The sequence below is a fragment of the Nostoc parmelioides FACHB-3921 genome, assembly GCF_014696625.1.
In the GTDB taxonomy this organism is placed as follows: Bacteria; Cyanobacteriota; Cyanobacteriia; order Cyanobacteriales; family Nostocaceae; genus Trichormus; species Trichormus parmelioides.
This window is the reverse complement of record NZ_JACJQL010000029.1, coordinates 68,839-88,849: the sequence shown is the minus strand read 5'-3', so window position 1 is coordinate 88,849 and position 20,011 is coordinate 68,839. Positions and strand designations below refer to the sequence as shown.

General features: G+C 40.1%; 18 protein-coding genes. 8 read left to right on the top strand and 10 right to left on the bottom strand.

The genetic code is table 11. From position 1 onward, the window contains the following. Window positions 1–77: 77 nt before the first annotated feature. Window positions 78–1,400 (top strand): DUF655 domain-containing protein, encoded by a 1,323-nt coding sequence (locus H6G14_RS18805; protein ID WP_242053478.1) that lies wholly within the window; start codon window positions 78–80, stop codon window positions 1,398–1,400. A 189-nt stretch (window positions 1,401–1,589) separates the two neighbouring features. Here the strand turns inward: H6G14_RS18805 and H6G14_RS18800 are convergent, their stop codons facing one another. Both H6G14_RS18800 and sfsA read right to left on the bottom strand, forming a co-directional pair. Further along, window positions 1,590–2,072 (bottom strand): gluconokinase, encoded by a 483-nt coding sequence (locus tag H6G14_RS18800; protein ID WP_190568845.1) that lies wholly within the window; start codon window positions 2,070–2,072, stop codon window positions 1,590–1,592. An 8-nt stretch (window positions 2,073–2,080) separates the two neighbouring features. Then, window positions 2,081–2,806 carry a DNA/RNA nuclease SfsA gene (gene sfsA / locus H6G14_RS18795; protein ID WP_190568844.1) on the bottom strand — a complete coding sequence of 242 codons (726 nt, stop codon included), beginning with the start codon at window positions 2,804–2,806 and terminating at the stop codon, window positions 2,081–2,083. Window positions 2,807–3,162: 356 nt separating this feature from the next. On the opposite strand from sfsA, the gene H6G14_RS18790 reads away from it, so the two are divergent. Continuing rightward, window positions 3,163–3,831 (top strand): 2OG-Fe dioxygenase family protein, encoded by a 669-nt coding sequence (locus H6G14_RS18790; protein ID WP_190568843.1) that lies wholly within the window; start codon window positions 3,163–3,165, stop codon window positions 3,829–3,831. 146 nt (window positions 3,832–3,977) lie between these two features. After that, a complete protein-coding gene (locus H6G14_RS18785) occupies window positions 3,978–5,246 on the top strand; it encodes a tetratricopeptide repeat protein (RefSeq protein WP_190568842.1) in 1,269 nt (422 codons plus the stop codon). A gap of 297 nt (window positions 5,247–5,543) precedes the next feature. Here H6G14_RS18785 and H6G14_RS18780 read toward each other — a convergent pair whose 3' ends face one another. The 3 genes from H6G14_RS18780 to H6G14_RS18770 form a co-directional block, all read right to left on the bottom strand. After that, window positions 5,544–6,374 carry a DUF4114 domain-containing protein gene (locus tag H6G14_RS18780; protein WP_190568841.1) on the bottom strand — a complete coding sequence of 277 codons (831 nt, stop codon included), beginning with the start codon at window positions 6,372–6,374 and terminating at the stop codon, window positions 5,544–5,546. 486 nt (window positions 6,375–6,860) lie between these two features. Next, window positions 6,861–7,070 carry a hypothetical protein gene (locus tag H6G14_RS18775; RefSeq protein ID WP_190568840.1) on the bottom strand — a complete coding sequence of 70 codons (210 nt, stop codon included), beginning with the start codon at window positions 7,068–7,070 and terminating at the stop codon, window positions 6,861–6,863. A 24-nt stretch (window positions 7,071–7,094) separates the two neighbouring features. Beyond that, window positions 7,095–7,760 (bottom strand): phosphoribosyltransferase, encoded by a 666-nt coding sequence (locus H6G14_RS18770; RefSeq protein ID WP_190568839.1) that lies wholly within the window; start codon window positions 7,758–7,760, stop codon window positions 7,095–7,097. A 382-nt stretch (window positions 7,761–8,142) separates the two neighbouring features. Between H6G14_RS18770 and H6G14_RS18765 the strand changes: the two genes are divergently transcribed. The 3 genes from H6G14_RS18765 to H6G14_RS18755 all read left to right on the top strand — a co-directional run bounded on the left by H6G14_RS18765 (window position 8,143) and on the right by H6G14_RS18755 (window position 12,719). Further along, a complete protein-coding gene (locus H6G14_RS18765; RefSeq protein ID WP_190568838.1) occupies window positions 8,143–9,021 on the top strand; it encodes a Na+-translocating NADH-quinone reductase subunit B in 879 nt (292 codons plus the stop codon). After that, a complete protein-coding gene (locus H6G14_RS18760) occupies window positions 9,018–10,385 on the top strand; it encodes a DUF2330 domain-containing protein (RefSeq protein ID WP_190568837.1) in 1,368 nt (455 codons plus the stop codon). Before H6G14_RS18765 ends, H6G14_RS18760 begins: the two co-directional genes overlap by 4 nt. A 237-nt stretch (window positions 10,386–10,622) precedes the next feature. Next, window positions 10,623–12,719 carry a TonB-dependent receptor domain-containing protein gene (locus H6G14_RS18755; protein ID WP_190568836.1) on the top strand — a complete coding sequence of 699 codons (2,097 nt, stop codon included), beginning with the start codon at window positions 10,623–10,625 and terminating at the stop codon, window positions 12,717–12,719. 113 nt (window positions 12,720–12,832) lie between these two features. Here the strand turns inward: H6G14_RS18755 and H6G14_RS18750 are convergent, their stop codons facing one another. Next, a complete protein-coding gene (locus tag H6G14_RS18750; RefSeq protein WP_010997459.1) occupies window positions 12,833–13,129 on the bottom strand; it encodes a hypothetical protein in 297 nt (98 codons plus the stop codon). Window positions 13,130–13,326: 197 nt separating this feature from the next. Then, window positions 13,327–14,511, bottom strand: coding sequence for an FAD-dependent oxidoreductase (locus H6G14_RS18745; protein ID WP_190568835.1), 1,185 nt, complete (start codon window positions 14,509–14,511; stop codon window positions 13,327–13,329). A 332-nt stretch (window positions 14,512–14,843) separates the two neighbouring features. Between H6G14_RS18745 and H6G14_RS18740 the strand changes: the two genes are divergently transcribed. Further along, window positions 14,844–15,596, top strand: a complete 753-nt coding sequence (locus tag H6G14_RS18740) for a pentapeptide repeat-containing protein (protein ID WP_190568834.1) — start codon at window positions 14,844–14,846, stop codon at window positions 15,594–15,596. Window positions 15,597–15,832: 236 nt separating this feature from the next. Then, entirely contained in the window at window positions 15,833–17,302 is a 1,470-nt protein-coding gene (locus H6G14_RS18735) for a pentapeptide repeat-containing protein (protein ID WP_190568833.1), read from the top strand. Between the two features lie 17 nt (window positions 17,303–17,319). Here H6G14_RS18735 and H6G14_RS18730 read toward each other — a convergent pair whose 3' ends face one another. From H6G14_RS18730 to H6G14_RS18720, 3 genes are all read right to left on the bottom strand, one after another. Beyond that, the gene (locus tag H6G14_RS18730) at window positions 17,320–17,583 is read right to left on the bottom strand and encodes a hypothetical protein (RefSeq protein ID WP_041456516.1); all 264 of its coding nucleotides are present in this window, start codon (window positions 17,581–17,583) and stop codon (window positions 17,320–17,322) included. A gap of 730 nt (window positions 17,584–18,313) precedes the next feature. Further along, window positions 18,314–19,300 carry an ATP-grasp domain-containing protein gene (locus H6G14_RS18725; RefSeq protein ID WP_190568832.1) on the bottom strand — a complete coding sequence of 329 codons (987 nt, stop codon included), beginning with the start codon at window positions 19,298–19,300 and terminating at the stop codon, window positions 18,314–18,316. Further along, window positions 19,294–20,001, bottom strand: a complete 708-nt coding sequence (locus H6G14_RS18720) for a hypothetical protein (RefSeq protein WP_190568831.1) — start codon at window positions 19,999–20,001, stop codon at window positions 19,294–19,296. The genes H6G14_RS18725 and H6G14_RS18720 overlap by 7 nt, the downstream gene beginning before the upstream one ends. Window positions 20,002–20,011 lie beyond the last annotated feature (10 nt).

Genomic DNA, 20,011 nt, shown 5'->3' with positions numbered 1-20,011 from the left:
AATATTTTTTGGCGAAAGTCTAGGGAATATGGTTTCATTTTTACCCTTGAGTATCTACACTATCTTTATTTTAAATAATGTACTTCATTAGACTGGTAAACGCTATAGAAAATACCTATACTCGTTCTTTGAGTAACTTGACACCAGATGAAGTCAAGAAATTAACTGATAGAGAACAAGCACGCTATCAAGAATACTTTAAATTTGTAGACCTAAATCAAGACAATCAACTCAGTCCTGAAGAAGTTAATCAGAGGGATGCACTCATAATTTTACAAAATTCCCAAATTCCTTGGATTGATGATCAAGCTGATGGTTCAGCAGGTAGTAAGTTGATGCACCATAAGTTTGTGGTTGTAGATAATCGCATAGTAATTGTGACTTCAGCAAATTTCACCTTAAGCGATGTTTTCGGGGATTTTTCTAATTCTTCCAGTTTGGGAAATGCCAACAATCTATTACACATTGATAGCCCAGAATTAGCAGCTTTGTTCACAGAAGAATTTAACCTCATGTGGGGTGATGGTGTTGGAGGTAAACCAGACAGTAAATTTGGTTTACAGAAACCTGTACGTCCTCCCCAAAAAATTACCTTGGGTGACAATACAATTACTATACATTTTTCTCCAACTTCACCCGCCTTACTTTGGATTCAAAGCAGCAATGGCTTAATTAGTGAAACCTTAAATTTAGCGAATAAATCTATCGATATGGCGTTGTTTGTTTTTTCCGAACAGCGTCTTGCTAATACATTAGAAAACCGTCATCAACAACAAGTCTCAATTCGAGCATTAATTGATAAACAATTCGCTTATCGCTATTACAGCGAAGCTTTAGATATGATGGGAATTGCCCTGGGTAATAAATGCCGATATGAAATTGATAATCGACCTTGGTCTAATCCAGTTACTACGGTGGGCGTACCCACTTTACGAGAAGGAGACCTACTACACCATAAATTTTCTGTTATCGACAACCAAATAGTAATTACAGGTTCTCACAACTGGTCTGATGCAGCAAATCATGGCAATGATGAGACTTTGATAGTAATTAATAATCCTACAATTGCTGCTCATTATGAGCGTGAATTTGCTCGTCTGTATGCTAAAGCTCAAGTTGGTGTCCCGGTCAAAGTCCAAGCACAAATTCAACAAGAACAAAAGCAATGTGGTCAAATTAAAACTCCCACTTCCAGCGAATTGACTCCAACTCAAGTAGTGAATATCAATACAGCAGATTTAGCAGAATTAGAAACCTTACCCGGTGTAGGTAAAAAGCTAGCTCAAAGAATTATTGTCGCCCGTCAGCAGCGAAAATTTGTCTCATCACAAGACTTGGATAAAGTACCTGGAATTAGTCCAAAGATGATAGAAAATTGGCAAGGGCGTATTCAATTTTAGTGTGTAAGTTTCAAGTTTTCAAGATTGATATTAATAACATATTTTTGCAAATATAACTGTTATCTGTTGACACACTTGAAAATCTTGTTTTGTCAGGGTTTTATCTTGGCTTGATGTCCTAATTTATCTGGCTACGCCTATAAATGAGGTATATAACAGGAGCATTAAATATATAAATTCTTCTTATCATTAAACATTTATCATGGTTATAATAGCTTGTACTATAACTTGGGGTGACTGAGAAATATCTACACGTATAACATCATCTGGTTCCTCAAGTGATGCAAATTGACTCGTGAGCAATTCGACATTCATAAAATGATGTTCACGCTTTTTTAGTCTTGTTTGAATGAGTTCAAATGTCCCTTGCAGGTAGACTAGTTTAATATCAGTATCTAATAATAAAAATTGCCGATAGCTAGCTTTGAGTGCAGAACAGGCTAAAACAACATTTCTATTGTTTTGCAGCCAATTTGTAATAGCGGTTTGCAAACTTTGTAACCAAGGTATTCTATCAGCATCATCCAGAGGAATACCACGCCGCATTTTCTCAATATTTTCTAGTGAGTGGAAACTGTCAGCATCATAAAATTCCCAGTGTAAAGATTCCGCCAACATCTTTCCGATGGTGGTTTTACCAGAACCAGATACACCCATGATGATAATTATCATTGATGAGATTAAATTACCAGTTTTGCTAAACCTAAATAACGGATGCCTTCCGGGGTAACATCAAAACGACACGGTAAGACTTCTAAACCTAAGGCGATCGCTTCTCGTAACAACTTACCATATATAGGATCTGTACTATCACCAGGGGCAAACTCTGTACAATCACCACGATTAATAAAATACAGCATTACTGATCGCATTTGTGGCAATAACGCCATTAATTCCCGTAGGTGCTTTTGTCCCCTTGTGGTTTCTGTGTCGGGGAATAATGCTAAAGTCTCTTTTGCCCAAGTTGTATTTTTTACCTCTAAATAAATTGGGCGTTCTGTATCATCTCCTGTCAAAAAGAAATCCACCCGACTTTTTTTATCTACCCCGTAAACTACCTCACTTTTGATGTGGCTATAGTTACCCAACTCTGGAAACAAGTATTTTGCCAAAGCCAACTTGACTATCTGATTTGGTAAAGCTGTATTTACTCCTACCCAAGTCGGCTCGTTGTCCTGTACTTGAATCAGTTCTAGAGTATAAGCCAATTTACGGTTAGGATTGGCACTTTTAGAAAGTTGTACCGCACTCCCTAGCGTCGATACTCCGGTCATGGGGCCTGTGTTGGGACAATGTGCTGTGACAACTTCGCCGGAAGCTAGTTGCACATCAGCAAAAAAGCGCTTATGGCGCTTTAGCAGAATACCAGGATATAAAGGGGGGTAACGGTAGAGCCAATCAATCATGTTTAAGGGGATTGGGAATTAGGGTTTGGGGATGGGGAAGAGAGATTTTTATATCCTGATACTAGTCCCATAACCTTTGTTCAGTACTTAGCCAATATACACCCAAGTACTGACTATTTAAAATCTTTACCTACAAGAGAATAGAGACGTTAGTAATAAGTGATATTTCCATTACCCATGACCATGAATCTGTTTGGCATATTTTATGGGTCAGCTTTTGTCATGCCTTTATCACAATTTGTCAATTTTTGTAGTTAAAATGACGACATTTTAATAAAAAGAAGCATATACTCGGTGTAATAAGCCTTCCTTAGAGAAAAATCGGAAGGGTTGCAATCTGCAAGGAGAAAAATCCTATGCAAATAGTTGGGGGAATGACGGAATTAGAATATGCCTTTTTGTTCACCCTCAGAAAGGTAAATTCAATCGAGTTGGGAGATTTTAAGCCGTTTTATAATAATTTACCAGTTGATCCTTATATTAAAGGCAACTATCGTCTGCGAAGATTATCTCGATTTATAGTTGCAGAAAATCAGTTGGTTAAGCTACCTCATGGTTATCTGTTCCAAAGTAAAGATTACAATCCATTAGTGGGGGATATTAAAAGAGAATTTGCAGAATTAGATGACGGACTCATCGGACTTAATAGTTTTAAAAATTTGGTGTTAGCATTTAGTGATTCTTGCAAACTCCATCCAGAAGCAGAAATCGGCGTACATCAAATCAGAACTACTTGTTCTCCAGATAGTTTTGGCAATCCCGCACCTGAGGGTATCCATCAAGATGGTACAGATTTTATCGGCATATTCTCTGTTGATAGAGAGAATATTCAAGGTGGGGAAACGCACTTATATACTGCGAAAAAAGATAAGCCTGTATTCAGTAAGATTCTCAATCCCGGAGAGTTATTATTGGTCAATGACCATGATTTTTATCATTTTACTACTCCAATCAAACCGCAGATAGAAGCTCAAGGTATTAGGGATGTTTTTGTATTAACTTCTCCTAGTTTGTTGACTGATTGAGGAAAGTTACAGTATAGGAGTTATGAATTAATTAGCTGAAAATATTTGATAATCTACAAGATAGGGGGGAATTGAATGCTGTCATTTCCCCCGCTTTTTTATGAAAAATGTAGGGTTTTTAAATCCTGGAACTGAAAATAAACGCTATGAATAACGAGTTTTATAACCAGGGACTGGAAAAAGCTAAACAAAAAGACTACGCTGGAGCCATTGAGGAATTTAGCCATGCTTTAAAACTTGCTCCTTATTTTGCTGAAGCTTATTTACAAAGAGGTTTAGCGTATTATGACTCAGGGGCTATTCTTTTGGCTGTGTCAGATTACACTGAAGTCATAAAGATAAACCCTGAAAGTCTGGAAGCGTATTACTGTCGTGCATTAGCAAGGCTGGCGCTGAAAAATTTACCAGGTGCGCTAGAGGATATAGAACAGACGATTCGGCTGAATATAAGTTATGCTGCGGCTCATAGCTTACGGGGGACGGTGCGCCGCAAACAGGGATATATTCAAGATGCGATCGCTAGTTTTAAAAAAGCTGCGGAATTATACTTACAGCAAAAAGATCAGGAAAATTGTCGTCTGTGTTTAGAAAAAATTAAACAGTTACAGCCACCAAAACAAGCTACGATACAGCCAACAAAGCCCCCCATTGCCCCCATAAAATCTGTTAACGAATATTTTACCCAACTATTAGACAAAGCCGAAAAGGGCGACACCAGAGAGGCCATAGCCGATTTAAACTGGATATTACAAGCCGATCCTCAAGATGCTCAAGCCTATTGCTGTCGGGGAGTGGTGCGGTGCAAAATGGGGAATTATCGAGAAGCGATCGCCGATTTTAACCAAGCATTACAATTAAACTTTCAGGATGCAGTCGTCTATCGTAACAGAGGGAAAGCACGTTCTCTATTAGGTGATCATCAAGGTGCGATCGCTGATTTTAATCAAGCCATGCAAATGCAGCCAGAAGACACCTTAGGTTATGTTGCCAGAGGAAATACCTATCGCGCAATGGGTAATTATCTAGGTGCTATTCAAGACTATGGCAAAGCCCTGCAAATTAATCCCAATGATGCCCAAGCTTACTACAATCGCGGCATAGCTTACACTTTTCTCGAAGAAATGCAAAACGCTGTTGCAGACTATCAACGTGCAGCTAGTATCTTTTGTGAACAACAAGATTGGGACAATTACCAACTAACCCAAGATAGTCTCAAACAAATTCAGACATATGTTCCCGAATATAAACAACAAAAGTCGAATGTGCTGCGTCAAAAACTCCTGCGGTTGGTTGGCGGGTATTGGGAAATTGCTCAAAGATTAATTCAGCAGCAAAAAGATTACCAACCTGGGATGTCGGAAGAGTGGTATATGCAGAAAGTGATTGATGATTTAGAACGCGATCGTGGGAGATGAATCAATTCAAAATTCAAAATTCAAAATTCAAAATTCAAGACAGCCACTCACTAGGGGCTTTAGCGTAGCGGGACGCAAGTCCGATTTTAAACCTAACTTTTTCCAATAAAAAACAGATATTTTGACTTTGAATTGGCATAGTACACCCTAATAGCGTAACTTTAAACGTAAATTCACCCACATTTATCATATGGGTGAAAACGCATTTGCCATTTTTAGTGTCTCTGGTAGACGACTATACTCATAGTTGCTGTTTCCAGCAGTGTGATAGGAACGCAGAACAGACTCTAGATTAATTTATTGAGCGGTGCGCTTGTGACGACGGCGCAACCCCAATACACTGACAGATCCGATAAGTAGCATCGACAAAGTAACAGACGGCTCAGGGGTTGTAGCACTCACTAAAGCTTGTACATTTCTCTGACCGACATCAAGAACAACAATCACATCATTGAAATCGCGGTCAGAATGTTCATTGTCCCTACCAGTATTTGCATCTGTTCCCGAAGCACCCAAATCTCCATACAAATCCTCAAAGCCTAGCAAAATATAATTGTTAAAACTATAAGCAACTACGTGTTGTAGTCCATCAGCATTAGATGAGGTTTTAGTTCCGAAGATATTTGCTGAGTCACCACGGTTTAAACCATCAGCACGCAACCATAAATCGAGTTGAGTACCTGCGGTAAAATTGCCCAGATTAACTCCATCTCCTAGTTGTAGAGTATTACCACCCCAACCACCAATACATCCTGAGCCTTCACAGGAAATGTCATTAAAAACTAATCCTGAACTGTTAGTGCTTCCTGTGGCCTCAAAGGCTAATTGGTTTCTATAACCAGCACCTTCGTTGATGAAGTAAACCGAAACTTCATGGTCATATTTTAGCTTCAGCTTTGTGGGGTCTAATAGAAGCTGTCCACTGTTTGGTAGTTCAATACCTTCTGCTTGTACAAATTGTTGAAAAGGTGCGTCATTGAAACCAGTGACAGACTTGTTTTGAACAGTAGGTTGAGTCCAAGAATTATTCCAAGTAAAACCAGATGCAGATGCCGTATCAATTTTGTAGCACAAGCCTGCAATAGTGGCGGCGGTAGTAACTAAAGCGGTGATTAAATTAGCTTTCATATGCAAAATAAATACCTTCAAGATTCTATTAGAATCAAGTTTGTGATTTGAGACTTAAATCATGATTGTTGGTGCTTATTCTTACTTTTAACAAAATATTTTTTCTGGTGGTGACTTTTATTTAATTCTCAACGAAATATTTAACAAAAGATTTATTTAACGTATGAACACTGATAAATCAGTATTTATATTTTACAAAAATGATTATTGTAAGTATTGGTCATTAAGTAGATAGACATACTTAAATATGAAGCTTTCATGTAGTTTGTATGGAGGGACGGAAAGCAACATTTACTAGATAACAGATGGCACTATTGCTCTACTTATCTTACAAATAATTGTATATCTGCACTTATTTTATGAAGCCTTCACTAAAACATTATGACTTTCGTAAAATTACAATATTAATTTGAAAAAGTTAATATTAAAAACCCTATCCTTTGGTGGATAGGGAATCAATCAACATTTTCAAGGAAATTATAGTTATCAATTTATTCGCTGTAGTTCAGGTTCAGTTGGAGGGTGAGCATTTTCAATGTGCTGAATTAAACTTTCAGCCATCTCTACAGCCGTTAGAATTAATTCCTGTTCCATCTGTCCGTAGCCACCCTCTTCACTAATTCGGGTGTAAACGTGGGGATTGGATAGCATGGCTGCTAGCAGTTGGGATGCAGTTTGCTTTAATTCATTATTCATGGTGATTATCAAGAAACAGCGTTTCTAATTCCCAGACAATAATGGCTCATGGTTATTGTTAGCTTTGTTCAATAACTCTCTAACTTCATCATCCGTAGTTTGTGGAAACTTCTCATACCACATACCTACGCTATAAAATGGACTAGGTGTATTAGCGCAGACAATTTTTTCTACCTTGCGTTGTATCTCCTCGCAGGTTTCCGGTGCAGCAACCGGCACAGCAATCACGATTTCCTTGGGTTGTTGTTGTCGGACAGCAATTATAGCAGCCCACATAGTTGCACCAGTAGCCAAACCATCATCTACTAAAATCACGGTTTGTCCTTTTAAATTGGGAAAAGGGCGATCGCCTCGATACATACTTTCCCTTCTTTCGAGTTCCCTTTCTTCTTGGACTGCAACTCTGGCAATTACTTCATCGGAGATTTGAATGTCGTTGACAATACTTTGATTTAGTATCCGTACACCACCAGAAGCGATTGCCCCCATTGCTAATTCTTCATTGTCTGGTACACCAAGTTTACGCACTACCAGCACATCCAAGGGAGCATTTAAAGCCCTAGCCACTTCAAAACCAACAGGTACACCACCTCTAGGTAAGGCTAAAACCAACACATTGGAGCGATTAGCATAATCTGCTAACTTTTTAGCCAAAACTTGACCTGCTACTGTCCGGTCTTTAAATAGCATGGTGTCACACTCCTGATGGTTTACCTCAATGCACTGTTTAAGTATTAAATCGCATCTTTCCTTGACTTCCTGCCTCAAACATTTTACTGCTGGTTAACCTGGTCTGATTGTAAAAAGCCTGAAATTAAATATCCTCTGACTAACGAAGCGACTCTCCATTCTAGTTCTCTACCTAATGGGTGAGTTATTGCAATTCAAAATTCAAAATACCCTGCGGGAAGGCTGCGCCAACAAAATTCAAAATTAAGAAATAATGGCTCCTCATTCATCACTCCCCAAACAAAGCTTTACTTGTAACAAAATTTGTAACGACAATATGATTTCCGGTTGTACTCGCTTAGATTAATGGAAAATCTAGGGGATATCCCTGAATAAAGGGTTAATGTTGCTCAAAGATATACGGGATTATCAAATTATTTTTCTGAGCTTGTTTCTCATACTGGGGATTAGTACAAGGGACTGGACATTGCGACCGGAATTAATAGGAGTAGCGATCGCCACCTGTCTATTAACACAATGGCTATTGTCGCAGGTGAAACAAGGCTGGGGGCTGGGGGCTGGGAGCAAGGGAGAGGAAATTTATCCCATCTCCACTCACCATTCCCCAATCCCTGAGCTAAATCTCCGCAGCGCCTTGATTACCTCCTTGGGACTAAGCTTATTGTTGCGTGCTGACCATTGGACAACAATGGCCTTAGCCGCAGCTAGTGCGATCGCTAGTAAATTTGTCTTTCAAGTCAACAATAAACATTTCTTCAACCCGGCTAATTTTGGCATCATCTCTGCCTTAGCTTTAACTCCTGATGCTTGGGTTTCTCCTGGTCAGTGGGGTGAAGAGTGGTGGTATGGACTGTTATTCGCTGGTGCTGGCGGCATGATTTTACAGCGTATCGGACGCTGGGATACAACGGCCGCTTTTTTAGGAAGCTATTCGTTGCTAGAAGCCATGCGAAATCTCTGGTTGGGCTGGACTTGGGATGTTTATTGGCATCGATTGATGAGTGGGTCTTTGTTGCTGTTTGCCTTATTTATGATCACAGACCCCCGCTCAATTCCTAATGCCAGAATTGGGCGGATTGTTTGGGCATTTAGCATTGCCATTTTCACTTTTATTTTGCGGAACTATTTCTTTGTTCCCACCGCAGTTTTTTGGGTATTGTTCGCCTTTGCCCCCTTGACCATCTTGGTAGATTTTCTGTGGTCAGCACCAAGATTTTCTTGGTTGGGAGAGTTATCAATTCAAGATTCCAAAATAATATGAAGCGATTTAAATTACTTGTTCCATTGTTGTTGGTAATAGTTTCCCTGCTGTGCTTTGCACCTGCGGCTTGGGCATTTTGTGGATTTTATGTGGCTAAGGCTGATGCCAAATTGTATAACAAAGCGTCTCAGGTGGTGTTGGCACGGGATGGCGATCGCACTGTGTTGACTATGGCTAACGATTACCAGGGCGAAGTTAAAGATTTTGCGATGGTTGTACCTGTACCGACGGTCATAAAAAAAGAGCAGGTGCGTGTGGCTGAACCCAAAATTATTGAGCGGTTGGATGCTTTTAGTGCGCCGCGTTTGGTGGAATATTTCGACTCCAATCCTTGTGCTGTTGGAGATATGGCACTAGAAGCACTACCAGCACCCAGCGCCGCCGTTAATGAATCTGGGGCTGCAAGAGCAAGAGGCGATCGCAATTTGGGTGTCACAGTGGAGGCACGCTTTAATGTTGGAGAGTACGACATTGTGGTTTTAAGCGCCAAAGAATCTGGTGGCTTGGAAACTTGGCTCAACCGCAATGGTTACAAAATTCCTAGAGGTGCAAAACAGTTACTTAAGCCTTATATTCGCTCCTCCATGAAGTTCTTTGTTGCCAAGGTCAACTTAGATAGATTTGAGCAATCTGGTTATCAATTTCTCCGCCCATTGCAAATTGCTTACAAGTCCTCTAAATTCATGCTACCTATCCGCTTAGGTATGATTAACGCCACTACAGAGCAAGATTTAATTGTCTATGTCCTCTCACCTAAAGGTCAGGCGGAAATCACCAACTACCGGACAGTGAAAATCCCCTCAGATGTCAACATCCCCTTATTTGTGAAATCAGAATTTGGTGACTTTTACAAGTCCACTTTCCAAACGTCATACACCAAAGAAAATAAGAAAGTCGCTTTCTTAGAATATGCCTGGGACATGGGTAGTTGTGATCCCTGTTCTGGTGATCCTTTAACTCCCGATGAACTAAAACAGGCCGGTGTGTTTTGGTTAGATAGAGATGCTTATAGTCCAGTTTCTCCTAGCTTTCGTCGATTTCCTGCGAGCAACGTCTTTATCTCTCGCCTACACGTCCGCTACACCCGTGACAAGTTTCCAGAAGATTTGATGTTTCAAGAAACATCTAACCGTGAATCTTTTCAAGGAAGATATGTATTGCAACATCCATTTACAGGAGAAGCAACGTGTCCGGCAGGTAGAGAATATAAACGCTCTTTGTCAAGACGTTTTGAACAAGAAGCCCAAACTCTAGCTAGGTTAACTAACTGGAATATTAAAGACATCCGTCAAAAAATGAAATTGACAGTGAGTAATCTAACTCTTCCTTGGTGGCAAAATTTCTTCTCCTGGCTAGGACTATAAGTACAAATTTATTGCGCTGCACATAAGCTATTCTGCTTTTAAGTTGCACAATCCGTCTTGAGGGCTGTTAACTGTTAACTGTTAACAGCCCTTCTTAGTAATTATCCAATTCAGACGCGCATTATACCGTCAAGCTTTGCGTCATAAACTAGGGAAATACGACAGCGTGTCTTTTGACACAATTTCAGAAAAAAAGTATCAATACTTAGTGATTGTTATTACTTGGTGTGAGACAAAGTGAAAAAGTGCTTTTTTTGGCTGTCTGTTGCTTTTCCTAGTTTATTTTTAGCATTTCCGGCTTTGGGTAGTGATACGGAAATTACTCAAACAGTAGATAATTCTGATATTCCATATTTGAGTGAAATTGAGTTACCCACAACCAGTGCTGAATTATTAACTCAATCGACACCAGGAGAATTAAATTCAGAGGGTGAATCTAAGGAACAGCCGGAAATTGCAGAAACCTCTAGTGATGATGCAGACATTACCATAGAAGCGATCGCCGAACCAGAAACTCTGCCAGTATCTACTCCCACTTACGTTATTGACCAAGAAGAAATTCAAAAACAAGGCGCTACCAGTGTCGCTGATGTATTAAAAAGAATGCCTGGTTTTGCTATTAATGATGTTGGTCATGGTGCAGATATTCACACAGGTACTTATTATCGGGGAGCCTCAATTAATCAGTCTGTATTCCTCATTAATGGCAGACCAATTAACAATGATGTCAACACATATCATGGTGCAACTGACCTCAATAGCATTCCTGTAGAATCCATCGAACGTGTGGAATTATCTAGTGGCGTGACCTCTGCTTTATATGGTTCTTCCGCTTTTGGGGGAGTGGTGAATATCATCACCAAAAAAGGTTTTGCACAACCTAAATTCACAAGTAGTTTAGAATTTGGCTCACTCAATCTCAATAATCAACAGTTTAGTTATAGTGGTTCAGTTGGTGCGGCAAATTATAATTTTAGCTTTGAGAGATATTTTGTTGATAACCGTTATCGTGTGCCTGCGGGTGCAGCCAATCGTGACTCCCAAGGGTTTTTATCGAATGCAGATACCTCTACTAGCACCTACTTTGGTAGTATTGGCTTAGATTTAGATCAAAGAAACTCTTTAAGTTTAGATATCACTAAACTCAGTAGTCGTAGAGGCTTAGTTTATTTCGGATTTCCCCTACAAAGAGATAGACTAGATCATGATGGTTTAAATATTGGTTTATCTTGGAAAACTCGCCTTGGGAATGGCGATAACTCCAACCTGACAACTACATTTGGTTATAACCAAAATTATTTCAGCACCTATGGCCCTACAGTCTTTGCAGGTAGAGAATTTTATCGCACTGGTGTTTTAGATACACAACAATTCACTGGTAGAATTGATCATGATTGGAAAATTTCCCCAAATAATAAATTGCGTTGGGGACTAGATTTAAAAAATACTGATTTAAGTGGCGATGTTTTAAGTTCTAGTCCGAATCGGACGGCTTTTAACGAATCTGAAAATAGAAACGTATTAAATACAGCTTTATTTGCTGTCAATACATGGAATCTGAGTAATAGTTTTCAGTTAGATTTAGGACTGAGACAAAGTTTTGATGGTCAGTTTGGCAATTATCTTAACCCTAGTGTGGGGTTACGTTACGACATTACACCATTAATTGCTATGCGTGGTAGTTGGGCTGGCGGACAGCGCAACCCAGGTTTAGACCAGTTGTACGTTTATGATACAGTTCATGGTTGGGAACCAAATCCAGATTTAGAGCCGGAAACAGGTTCCTCTTGGACTGCGGGGGTAGATGTCAAGCTAGCAGAGAATTTAACAGGACAGTTTACCTATTTTGGCAGCAGTCTGAATAATCGTTTAGGAATTGTGGCTGGAAGATGGGCAAATATTGGTTTAGTAGATACCAATGGTTTAGAAGCCGCACTGCAATTAAAAGTTGCTAATAACTGGTCAACTTTTCTCAACTACACTTATACAGATGCCCAAATTAAGACAGGTTCAGAAAGAGGTTTACAGTTGGGGATGATTCCCTATTCTGTATTGCAAACTGGTGTAGGTTATCAAAACTCAGGATGGCAGGCTAATTTGTATGTTACCTACAATAGTGGCGCTCGTAGAGCCTTTTTCAACCGACCAGGTGAGACAACTACAGATTTCGTCTCATCCTTTGTCAATTTAGATTTGAGTGGTCGCATCCCCTTAACTCGTACTTTAGGACTGACAGTTTACTTAGAAAATTTACTAGGTGAACAATATGAGCGAGTGAATCGGATTTATAGTCCTGGGTTTACTTTTCGCTTGGGTTTAAGTTCGAGCATTTAACCTCTTTCCAGCAAGGTGAGAGGCTTTCAGGCTTACGCCCCTTCCCTTGTAGGGGTTGGGGATTAGGTCTGTATTGGACTCAACTGCAAACCTCTATATTTACACTGTTCTCCTTATTCCCAGGTAGCAACATCTCGCAATAAATCAGGAATTTCCCCTTGTGATAAAGGAAACTCTAATATAGTTTCTCGATAACCCAAATATCCCGACTCGGAGAAAGACAACAGCATTCGCGCCAGCGCTAGCCACACTTCTGGCTCATATTCCCAGTCACGATAACGGGAGGCTCTACCAGCAATTGAACGTAGCGCCCAAAAATATGAGTTTCTAACTACAGAACCACCTTTTTTAAACTCTGGTAAGTCTTCATGATGCAGAAATAGGACTTGATTTTCAATTTTGGCTCTCATATCAGCCATTTTAAACCTTGTCTTATATATAGGAGTTACGCACTTAGATTTTCTGTTGAGACCGGGTGTAAGGGTTTCAAACATTTATACACGCCAGTTTGCTCAAGTCGGGAAACCCGCCCACGCAACTGGCTCCCCTACACCCCTGCACCCCTATACCCTTCTCCAAACCTTGGTGCGTCAGTTGTGGAATTTTCTCATTGGAATTGCTGCATAAAGCGACGGTCAAGCCAGTCCTTCCACTGCCAGCATAATTGATGAGGTGGTAAAGTGATACAACCTTTGGTAGCGATCGCTCGTTTGTCACCTGTACCAATTAAACTTAAATATTGTTGCTGTGGTTTGTAGGGTTTGAGTGGTTGTCCCGTTAATTTCCGCCTGAGGTTGTCGAATAAGGGTTTACCTTGGCGTACAGCAAATACCCCTGCTTTCGGTCGGGGATGATGAATCATTGTGGCGATGTCACCAGCTGCAAATACCTCCGGGTGTGTGGGCGATTGTAATGTGTCTTCAACTAAAATAAAGCCCCTCTCATCAGTAGCTAATCCCGTGGCTTTTAAGCACTGGAGTGCTGAGGCTTGGGTTACCCAAAAAATTTTATGGCAATTTACTTTGATACCAGATTCACATTGAATTTCTAATAGTTCTTCGTCTTGGCTGTCGGTAGAGGGTGCAATGTGAGAAACTGTTTCCTTTAAGTGAAGCTTGACACCACGTCTGGTGAGAATTTCTTTGACTTGATGTTGCACTGATGGGTGATGATGGGACATCAGTTCGGCTTGGCGATGAAATAAATGAATTTCCAGATTACTCAGGGGTTGTCGGGCTTGCTTGAAGATGTGATGCAGATGCGCCTGCATTGATAATGCCAATTCTACACCACCTGCACCACCGCCAGCGATCGCAATACTCCTGTTGATTTGCGGCTTTTGAACTACACTATCTAGCATCTGATACCAATGTTCTAGTAATTGCGACACTGGTTTAGCCGGCACTGCATATTCTGCTGCACCGGATACAGACATTGTGGCTGGGGTGCTGCCAATATCGATAGACAGCAAGTCGAAATCTACCGCCTGATGGCTAGCACAAATCACTTTATGGTTTTTTAAATCCAGGTCAACTACTGTATCAATGTACAATTGCGCTTGAGCAAAGTTAGCTAATCTTTGCAAGTTAATATGGCATTCATCACGGTTGTAAACACCGGCAATATGTCCTGGTAACATTCCAGAGTATGGTGTTTCAACGGACGGGGTGATTAAAGTTAAATGTACTCCAGATAGAGGTTTCATGCCAAACATTCTGAGTACAATAGCGTGAGTATGACCTCCACCAATCAGGACTAAATTACGTGTAAGTGGCTGTAAATTTTGCAGCATTTATTAATGTAAAAAAACATATTAGTACATATTTAATTTATAGCAATAGATGGTTTTGTAATTCATATCTTCTGCCAGAAGGAGTAAACTTTGTTCTGTATTTTCCACAATTATGATTATATTTACAAATATTAAAAATTAAAAAATATATGCAAAATAACAGGTAGTTTATAACTTAAAAAAGGCAAGGAATAGTTTGCCATAAAGCTGGGCATAAGGCTAAGCAAGCTACGGGTAATCATCCTGCCGGGAACTGAGGGAAATAAAGACAGGTTTTTTCATCTGTCCTGGTTTACGCCGTTCATGATGGATATTAAATATTATCTTTAATTATGTTAACTATGATTTTTAATGTTTATCGTACAGTTGCAGGAAAAATACAACACAACAATTTAATAGAGAATCTCATTGATAAGATAGTTTTCTCTGGTCAAAAAAAGACCCCCTGCGGTGGGCGAAATAGCATCACCCAACGCTTACAAGTAGCTATAGGAGACTTGCACCACCATCAAACAATAGAAACCAGGCTCAAAGCCATTTATGAGTTGAAGCAAATAGCCCATGATTATCCAAAACAGCACTGGCTAATCATGGAAGTTCTCAGTGATTTTATCCGCCATTGTGTTAATAATATTTCGTCCGCACAGTTAACATCATCAATTGGTGCGGAAATTCAAGCTGCTTTAACTGTGATTGCTCATAGGGATACAAAGCAAGACCCAGAAAATCAACAATTAGATTTGAGCCATATCGATATACAGGGAGCGAATCTCAGCAAAGCCAATCTAGAAAACGCGAATCTCTATCGTGTTAATCTCACCGGGGCAAATTTATTACAAGCCAATCTCTGTGGGGCAATTTTGACCGCCGCGAACCTTTCTGGCGCTAATTTAGCTGGGGCAAATTTATCTGGCTCTATCCTCAGTGCTGCAAACCTAGTTGGAGCAAATCTCACGGGGGCAAATTTGACAGGAGCAAATTTATATTTAGCTAATTTGCAGGAAGTAATTTTACATGAGGCAATATTGAAAGGAGCAAATCTACGAGAAGCAAAATTTACTACGGCCGATACTTCTAATAGATAATAATTCTGTAAACATTCTCTATCCAGAATCCATATATTCAGAATGAATCAGATTTGACATTCTCAATGGGATGGTAAGTTCCAAATTCTTAAATAATTGTTAAATTACTTATTTCTCTAATTATCAAAGCATCAATTAATGCACTCAGTACCATATTTAAATTTAGATTTAAATGGTGTATTATTTTCTAGAAAACACATGAGGATTAATTGTGTGTGGTAAGGAATGATACGATTATGCCTGCTAATAAGACAGACAAATTATGGCGTTGGTTGATTGGCATAACCGTTATATTTGCCGTTACTATAGCTGTGATTTTATTTGCATCTTCCAATCCTCAAGGGTTGACCATACAGCAAAAATTACAATCTAGAAATCAAGCACTAACAATTGCTGCCATCATTTTCTTGGGCTTGGGTGTAATGATTAATGCTTATTATGCAGCCAAGCGCGTAGATGTCATTAGTAAAAGTGCTTCTGCTGCCGAAAAAAACTTAGAAATCAGCATTCAAAATGCCAAACTCTCTGAAGATAGATTAATTTCAGAACGTCTGATGACTGCTGTTACCCAACTGGGGCATGACAAAATTGAAACCCGCACAGGGGCAATTTATGTGTTAGAAAAAGTCGCCCAAGATTTTCCCCAAGAACACTGGACAGTTATCGAAATTCTCACAGCTTTTATTCGAGAGAATGCTTCTGTTCGAGACGAACAAGAGCAAAAGGAAGATGAATCACAACCAACTTCTCTGGGTCGGTATAAGCAAGGTGAGCGTCGAACGCCACAGTTGCGCTTAAATGTTCATGAAGAATCACCAAAAATCCGTAGGGATATTCAAGTAGCTTTGACGGTTGTCGGTAGACGTAATTATTTACAAGAGGAGGGAGATAAGCGACTTGATTTGCGTAATATTAATCTCAGGCGAGTAGAACTATTGGGAGCAAATTTACAACGAGCGGATTTGCGGGGTTGTGATTTTCGCGGCGCAGATTTGCGGGGTTGTGATTTTAGTGGAGCAAATCTTGAGGGTGCAGAATTGACTGGTTCTATTTTGTTTGAGGCTAATTTCTTGAAAGCAAATTTGCAAGGAGCAAATATACAAGGCGCAAATTTGAATCGTGCGGAACTTGGTGGTGCAAATTTGCGCGGTGCTAATCTTATGGGTGCAAGTCTGCGTGCAGCTAATTTGCCAGGTGCTAATCTTTATAAAGTCAATTTACAACACGCAATATTGAAATTGGCTAATCTTTGCGGTGCAAAGCTGTTCTTAGCTAACCTACAAGGAGCAAAACTTGGTAAAGCTAATCTATCTCTTTGTGGTCTCATTGGCGCAAATTTACAGGGTGCTAATCTCAACGGTGCTAATCTTGCTGAAGCGAATTTAAATGCAGCTAAGTTACAACAAGCAGAGATGTTATTTGCTGACTTCACTGGGGCCAGTTTGACGGAAGCAGATTTGTGTAAAGCCAATTTGATGGGAGCAAATTTACAAAGAGCCAGCCTCTATCAAGCTAATCTTTCTCAGTGCAATCTCGTAGGGGCTAACCTATCTGATACTAACTTTTGCGATGTTAAATTAGCCGGAGCAATTCTCACAGGAGTCAAAAATTTAAAACCTCAACAAGTTAGTATTGCTATAGGCGATCGCACGACTCGCCTACCTGATAATGTGGAAATACCAATACATTGGCGACAATCTAGCTAACTATGGAAGCAAGGTATTCAAAACCAAGGACTTTGTTCTTTATCCCAACACTGATTTTCATTCCAAGTCCTGCCTGTATACTCACATTCATACTGGCTATCTATCCAAGGAACTGAAGTAGGATAACTAGACTTGGTAATAGAATTAAAGTAGAAAAACAGGGATTTAACAATTACGATACTAGCCGTGAATAGTACTGTTGAACAAGTACCATATATCATCAATTTCAGGAGGATTTTCCAGTAAAACTTGCCTTTTTCATTATGCAAGTGGTCTCTCATAATATTTTCTCAGTATTTGAGCATGAGTAGATTACGAAATTTCAGTACTGATCAATCCTTCGCACTTACAGAGTGATAAGAATTATTTCCTATGTAATGGAAAACCACAATCAATTTATCTAAAAGAGTTGTACCTCAGTAAGTCTACCATCCTTAATATAAAAAACAGTATACAAATATAAACTCTTCATAGTATCCTGTTTATGGATTACGAAATTCTTATCCGACTTTTTTTCCAAAGCCAGGGACTTTCCCATAGGCATCAGTCAGAGCAATCTGTGATTTTTCTCCTTAGCTAATGAAGGTTACACGGAGAAGAATGAATATTTCACAAGTTAGGTAATATTATTTGTACATAGAATTTATCAATGTGGTTTGGTTAAATTTTATCCAGACTCAGTTTAATCCTTCTAATAAGCAGCTACTTTGTTTTTCAGGTGAAGAAAAGCGATTTTTTTGCTGATTTCTGTAAAGAAAGCATGAAGCCAAATAAATAAGTAGAGAAATTGCACGCAACGTCTCTACAGTACAGAATAAAGTTTAAATGTCAACATTCACACCAGGACTTAGGGCATCAAATGGAATTTTTAACTTACCTAAAGCCAGGGTGAAACAGTTTAGGTAGCATTTTATGATCTTATCTCCCAATTAGTAATGGTAGGACTTACGCATGAAAACGAAATATCAAGGGTTTAGACAAGGGTGTAGGGGTATAAGGGTATAAATTTTTTCAAGTGTTGCTGACGCTGATTTTTGGTAATTTTATCCCGTGCTTTTCAGTAATTGCCGTATCTTTTTTACATGCTGCGAGTAAATGAGCGATCGCTCTACTAATCGGTTGACTGGTAGCATATTCATAGTAGGTAAACCCAGGGGAAGGATTAACTTCAAAGCAGTACCATTCACCGTCCGGCGTTTGGCGTAAATCTATACCGCAGAGGGGTAAGTTGATGGCTTGAGCCAAGGCCTGACATTTCGCTTCTACCTCTTGGGGAATTTCACAAGCGCGGATAACCGTAGACTCTTCATCTGGGGACGCATAACGGTAATCATCGGCTGGGGAAATCACCTCACTAGCAAAAACTTCTGTACCCACTACATGAACTCGATAATCTCTACCAGGGATATACTGCTGGAACTGAGTCGGACACCAGGATACATTGGCAAGGCGTTCTAGGTGTGCTGGATTGAGGCGGGAGACTTTGCTGCGAATCCCACTGATGGACTTGTAAATAATATTGCCGTGTTGTTGCCAAAAAGCTTGCACAGCATTGGGGTCTGTAGTGACTAATGTTGCCGGAATTTGGAAGCCTAGCTGACGAATCTGCTCTAGTTGGTAGGGTTTGGAACCATTAGGAGCCATTGCGGCGGGACGGTTAATTACCAAGGCTGGGGTAATTTCCGACCAACATAATAAAGTATCATCGATCGCGATCGCCTGCTGCCAAGCTAAACTATTTATACCAGCTTGTTCTATTTGGGGTAGGCGACGCGAGTCGTAGGGGCGAATGTAAGCAGCCGTGACTGTACTCAGGTCAATTGTTTGCTGTGGAGTCCGAAGCACACCTTGCACTGATTCCCCCACAAGTAATTCAATTTCTGTTGCTAAAATATCTTGTTGGTTCAGCAGTACAGTGGGAATGCCTAGACTTATCAATTCTGAGTAAACGGCGGCTAAAGGTGAATCCTCAGGAAGTCCCCACAACAAAATCAACATTTGCCATCCCCTCCACTCAAATGTGCCAAAATAGCATCAGCTATTTCTGGATGAGAAATATCAGCCCACAACTCAGCATTTAAAAACTCTGCGTTAGCTTCACTGCTGCTAAACTGCACTGTCAACAAATCAACCTTCGCCGCACAAGCGAGGCGTTTGGCATAAGTCACCAGGTTATCATCTACCTGACCAATACAACGATGACCCACAACGGTCACAGTTACAGGTGGTTTTTCTAAAACCTGAGCTTGGTTAGGTGTAGATAATGCCACTTGTCGTCTGACCGGACGCACAGGTATACCAATTTGAGCGGCTGCATAAACCCATTGCTGTGGTCGCCAATTAGGCCCCAGTAAATATGTTGGTGTTGGTCGATTTAAAACGGGACATGGTAACCCAGATAACCAGGAAACGAGGAAAGCATTCATTTCTGTTGCCACATAGGTGCGGTCTTCTGGGGCAATGTGCAGTAATTCCTGTTCAGGAAGGTAAGGTAGGCGGATGAGAACACCAGTAATTTTGGCAACTGCGATCGCCTGCCCACCAATTACAGCCGTAGAATTAAGGGGAGAATCTAAGTAATGTCGCCATCCCGCTACCGACAAATCTTCAACTGTTAACAGTTGGGAATCATAAGCCATCCAACGAGTAGCCAGTGCCTCGGCGGCTTTATCGTGACGACTGGCGACAATTACTATCATGAATACTACC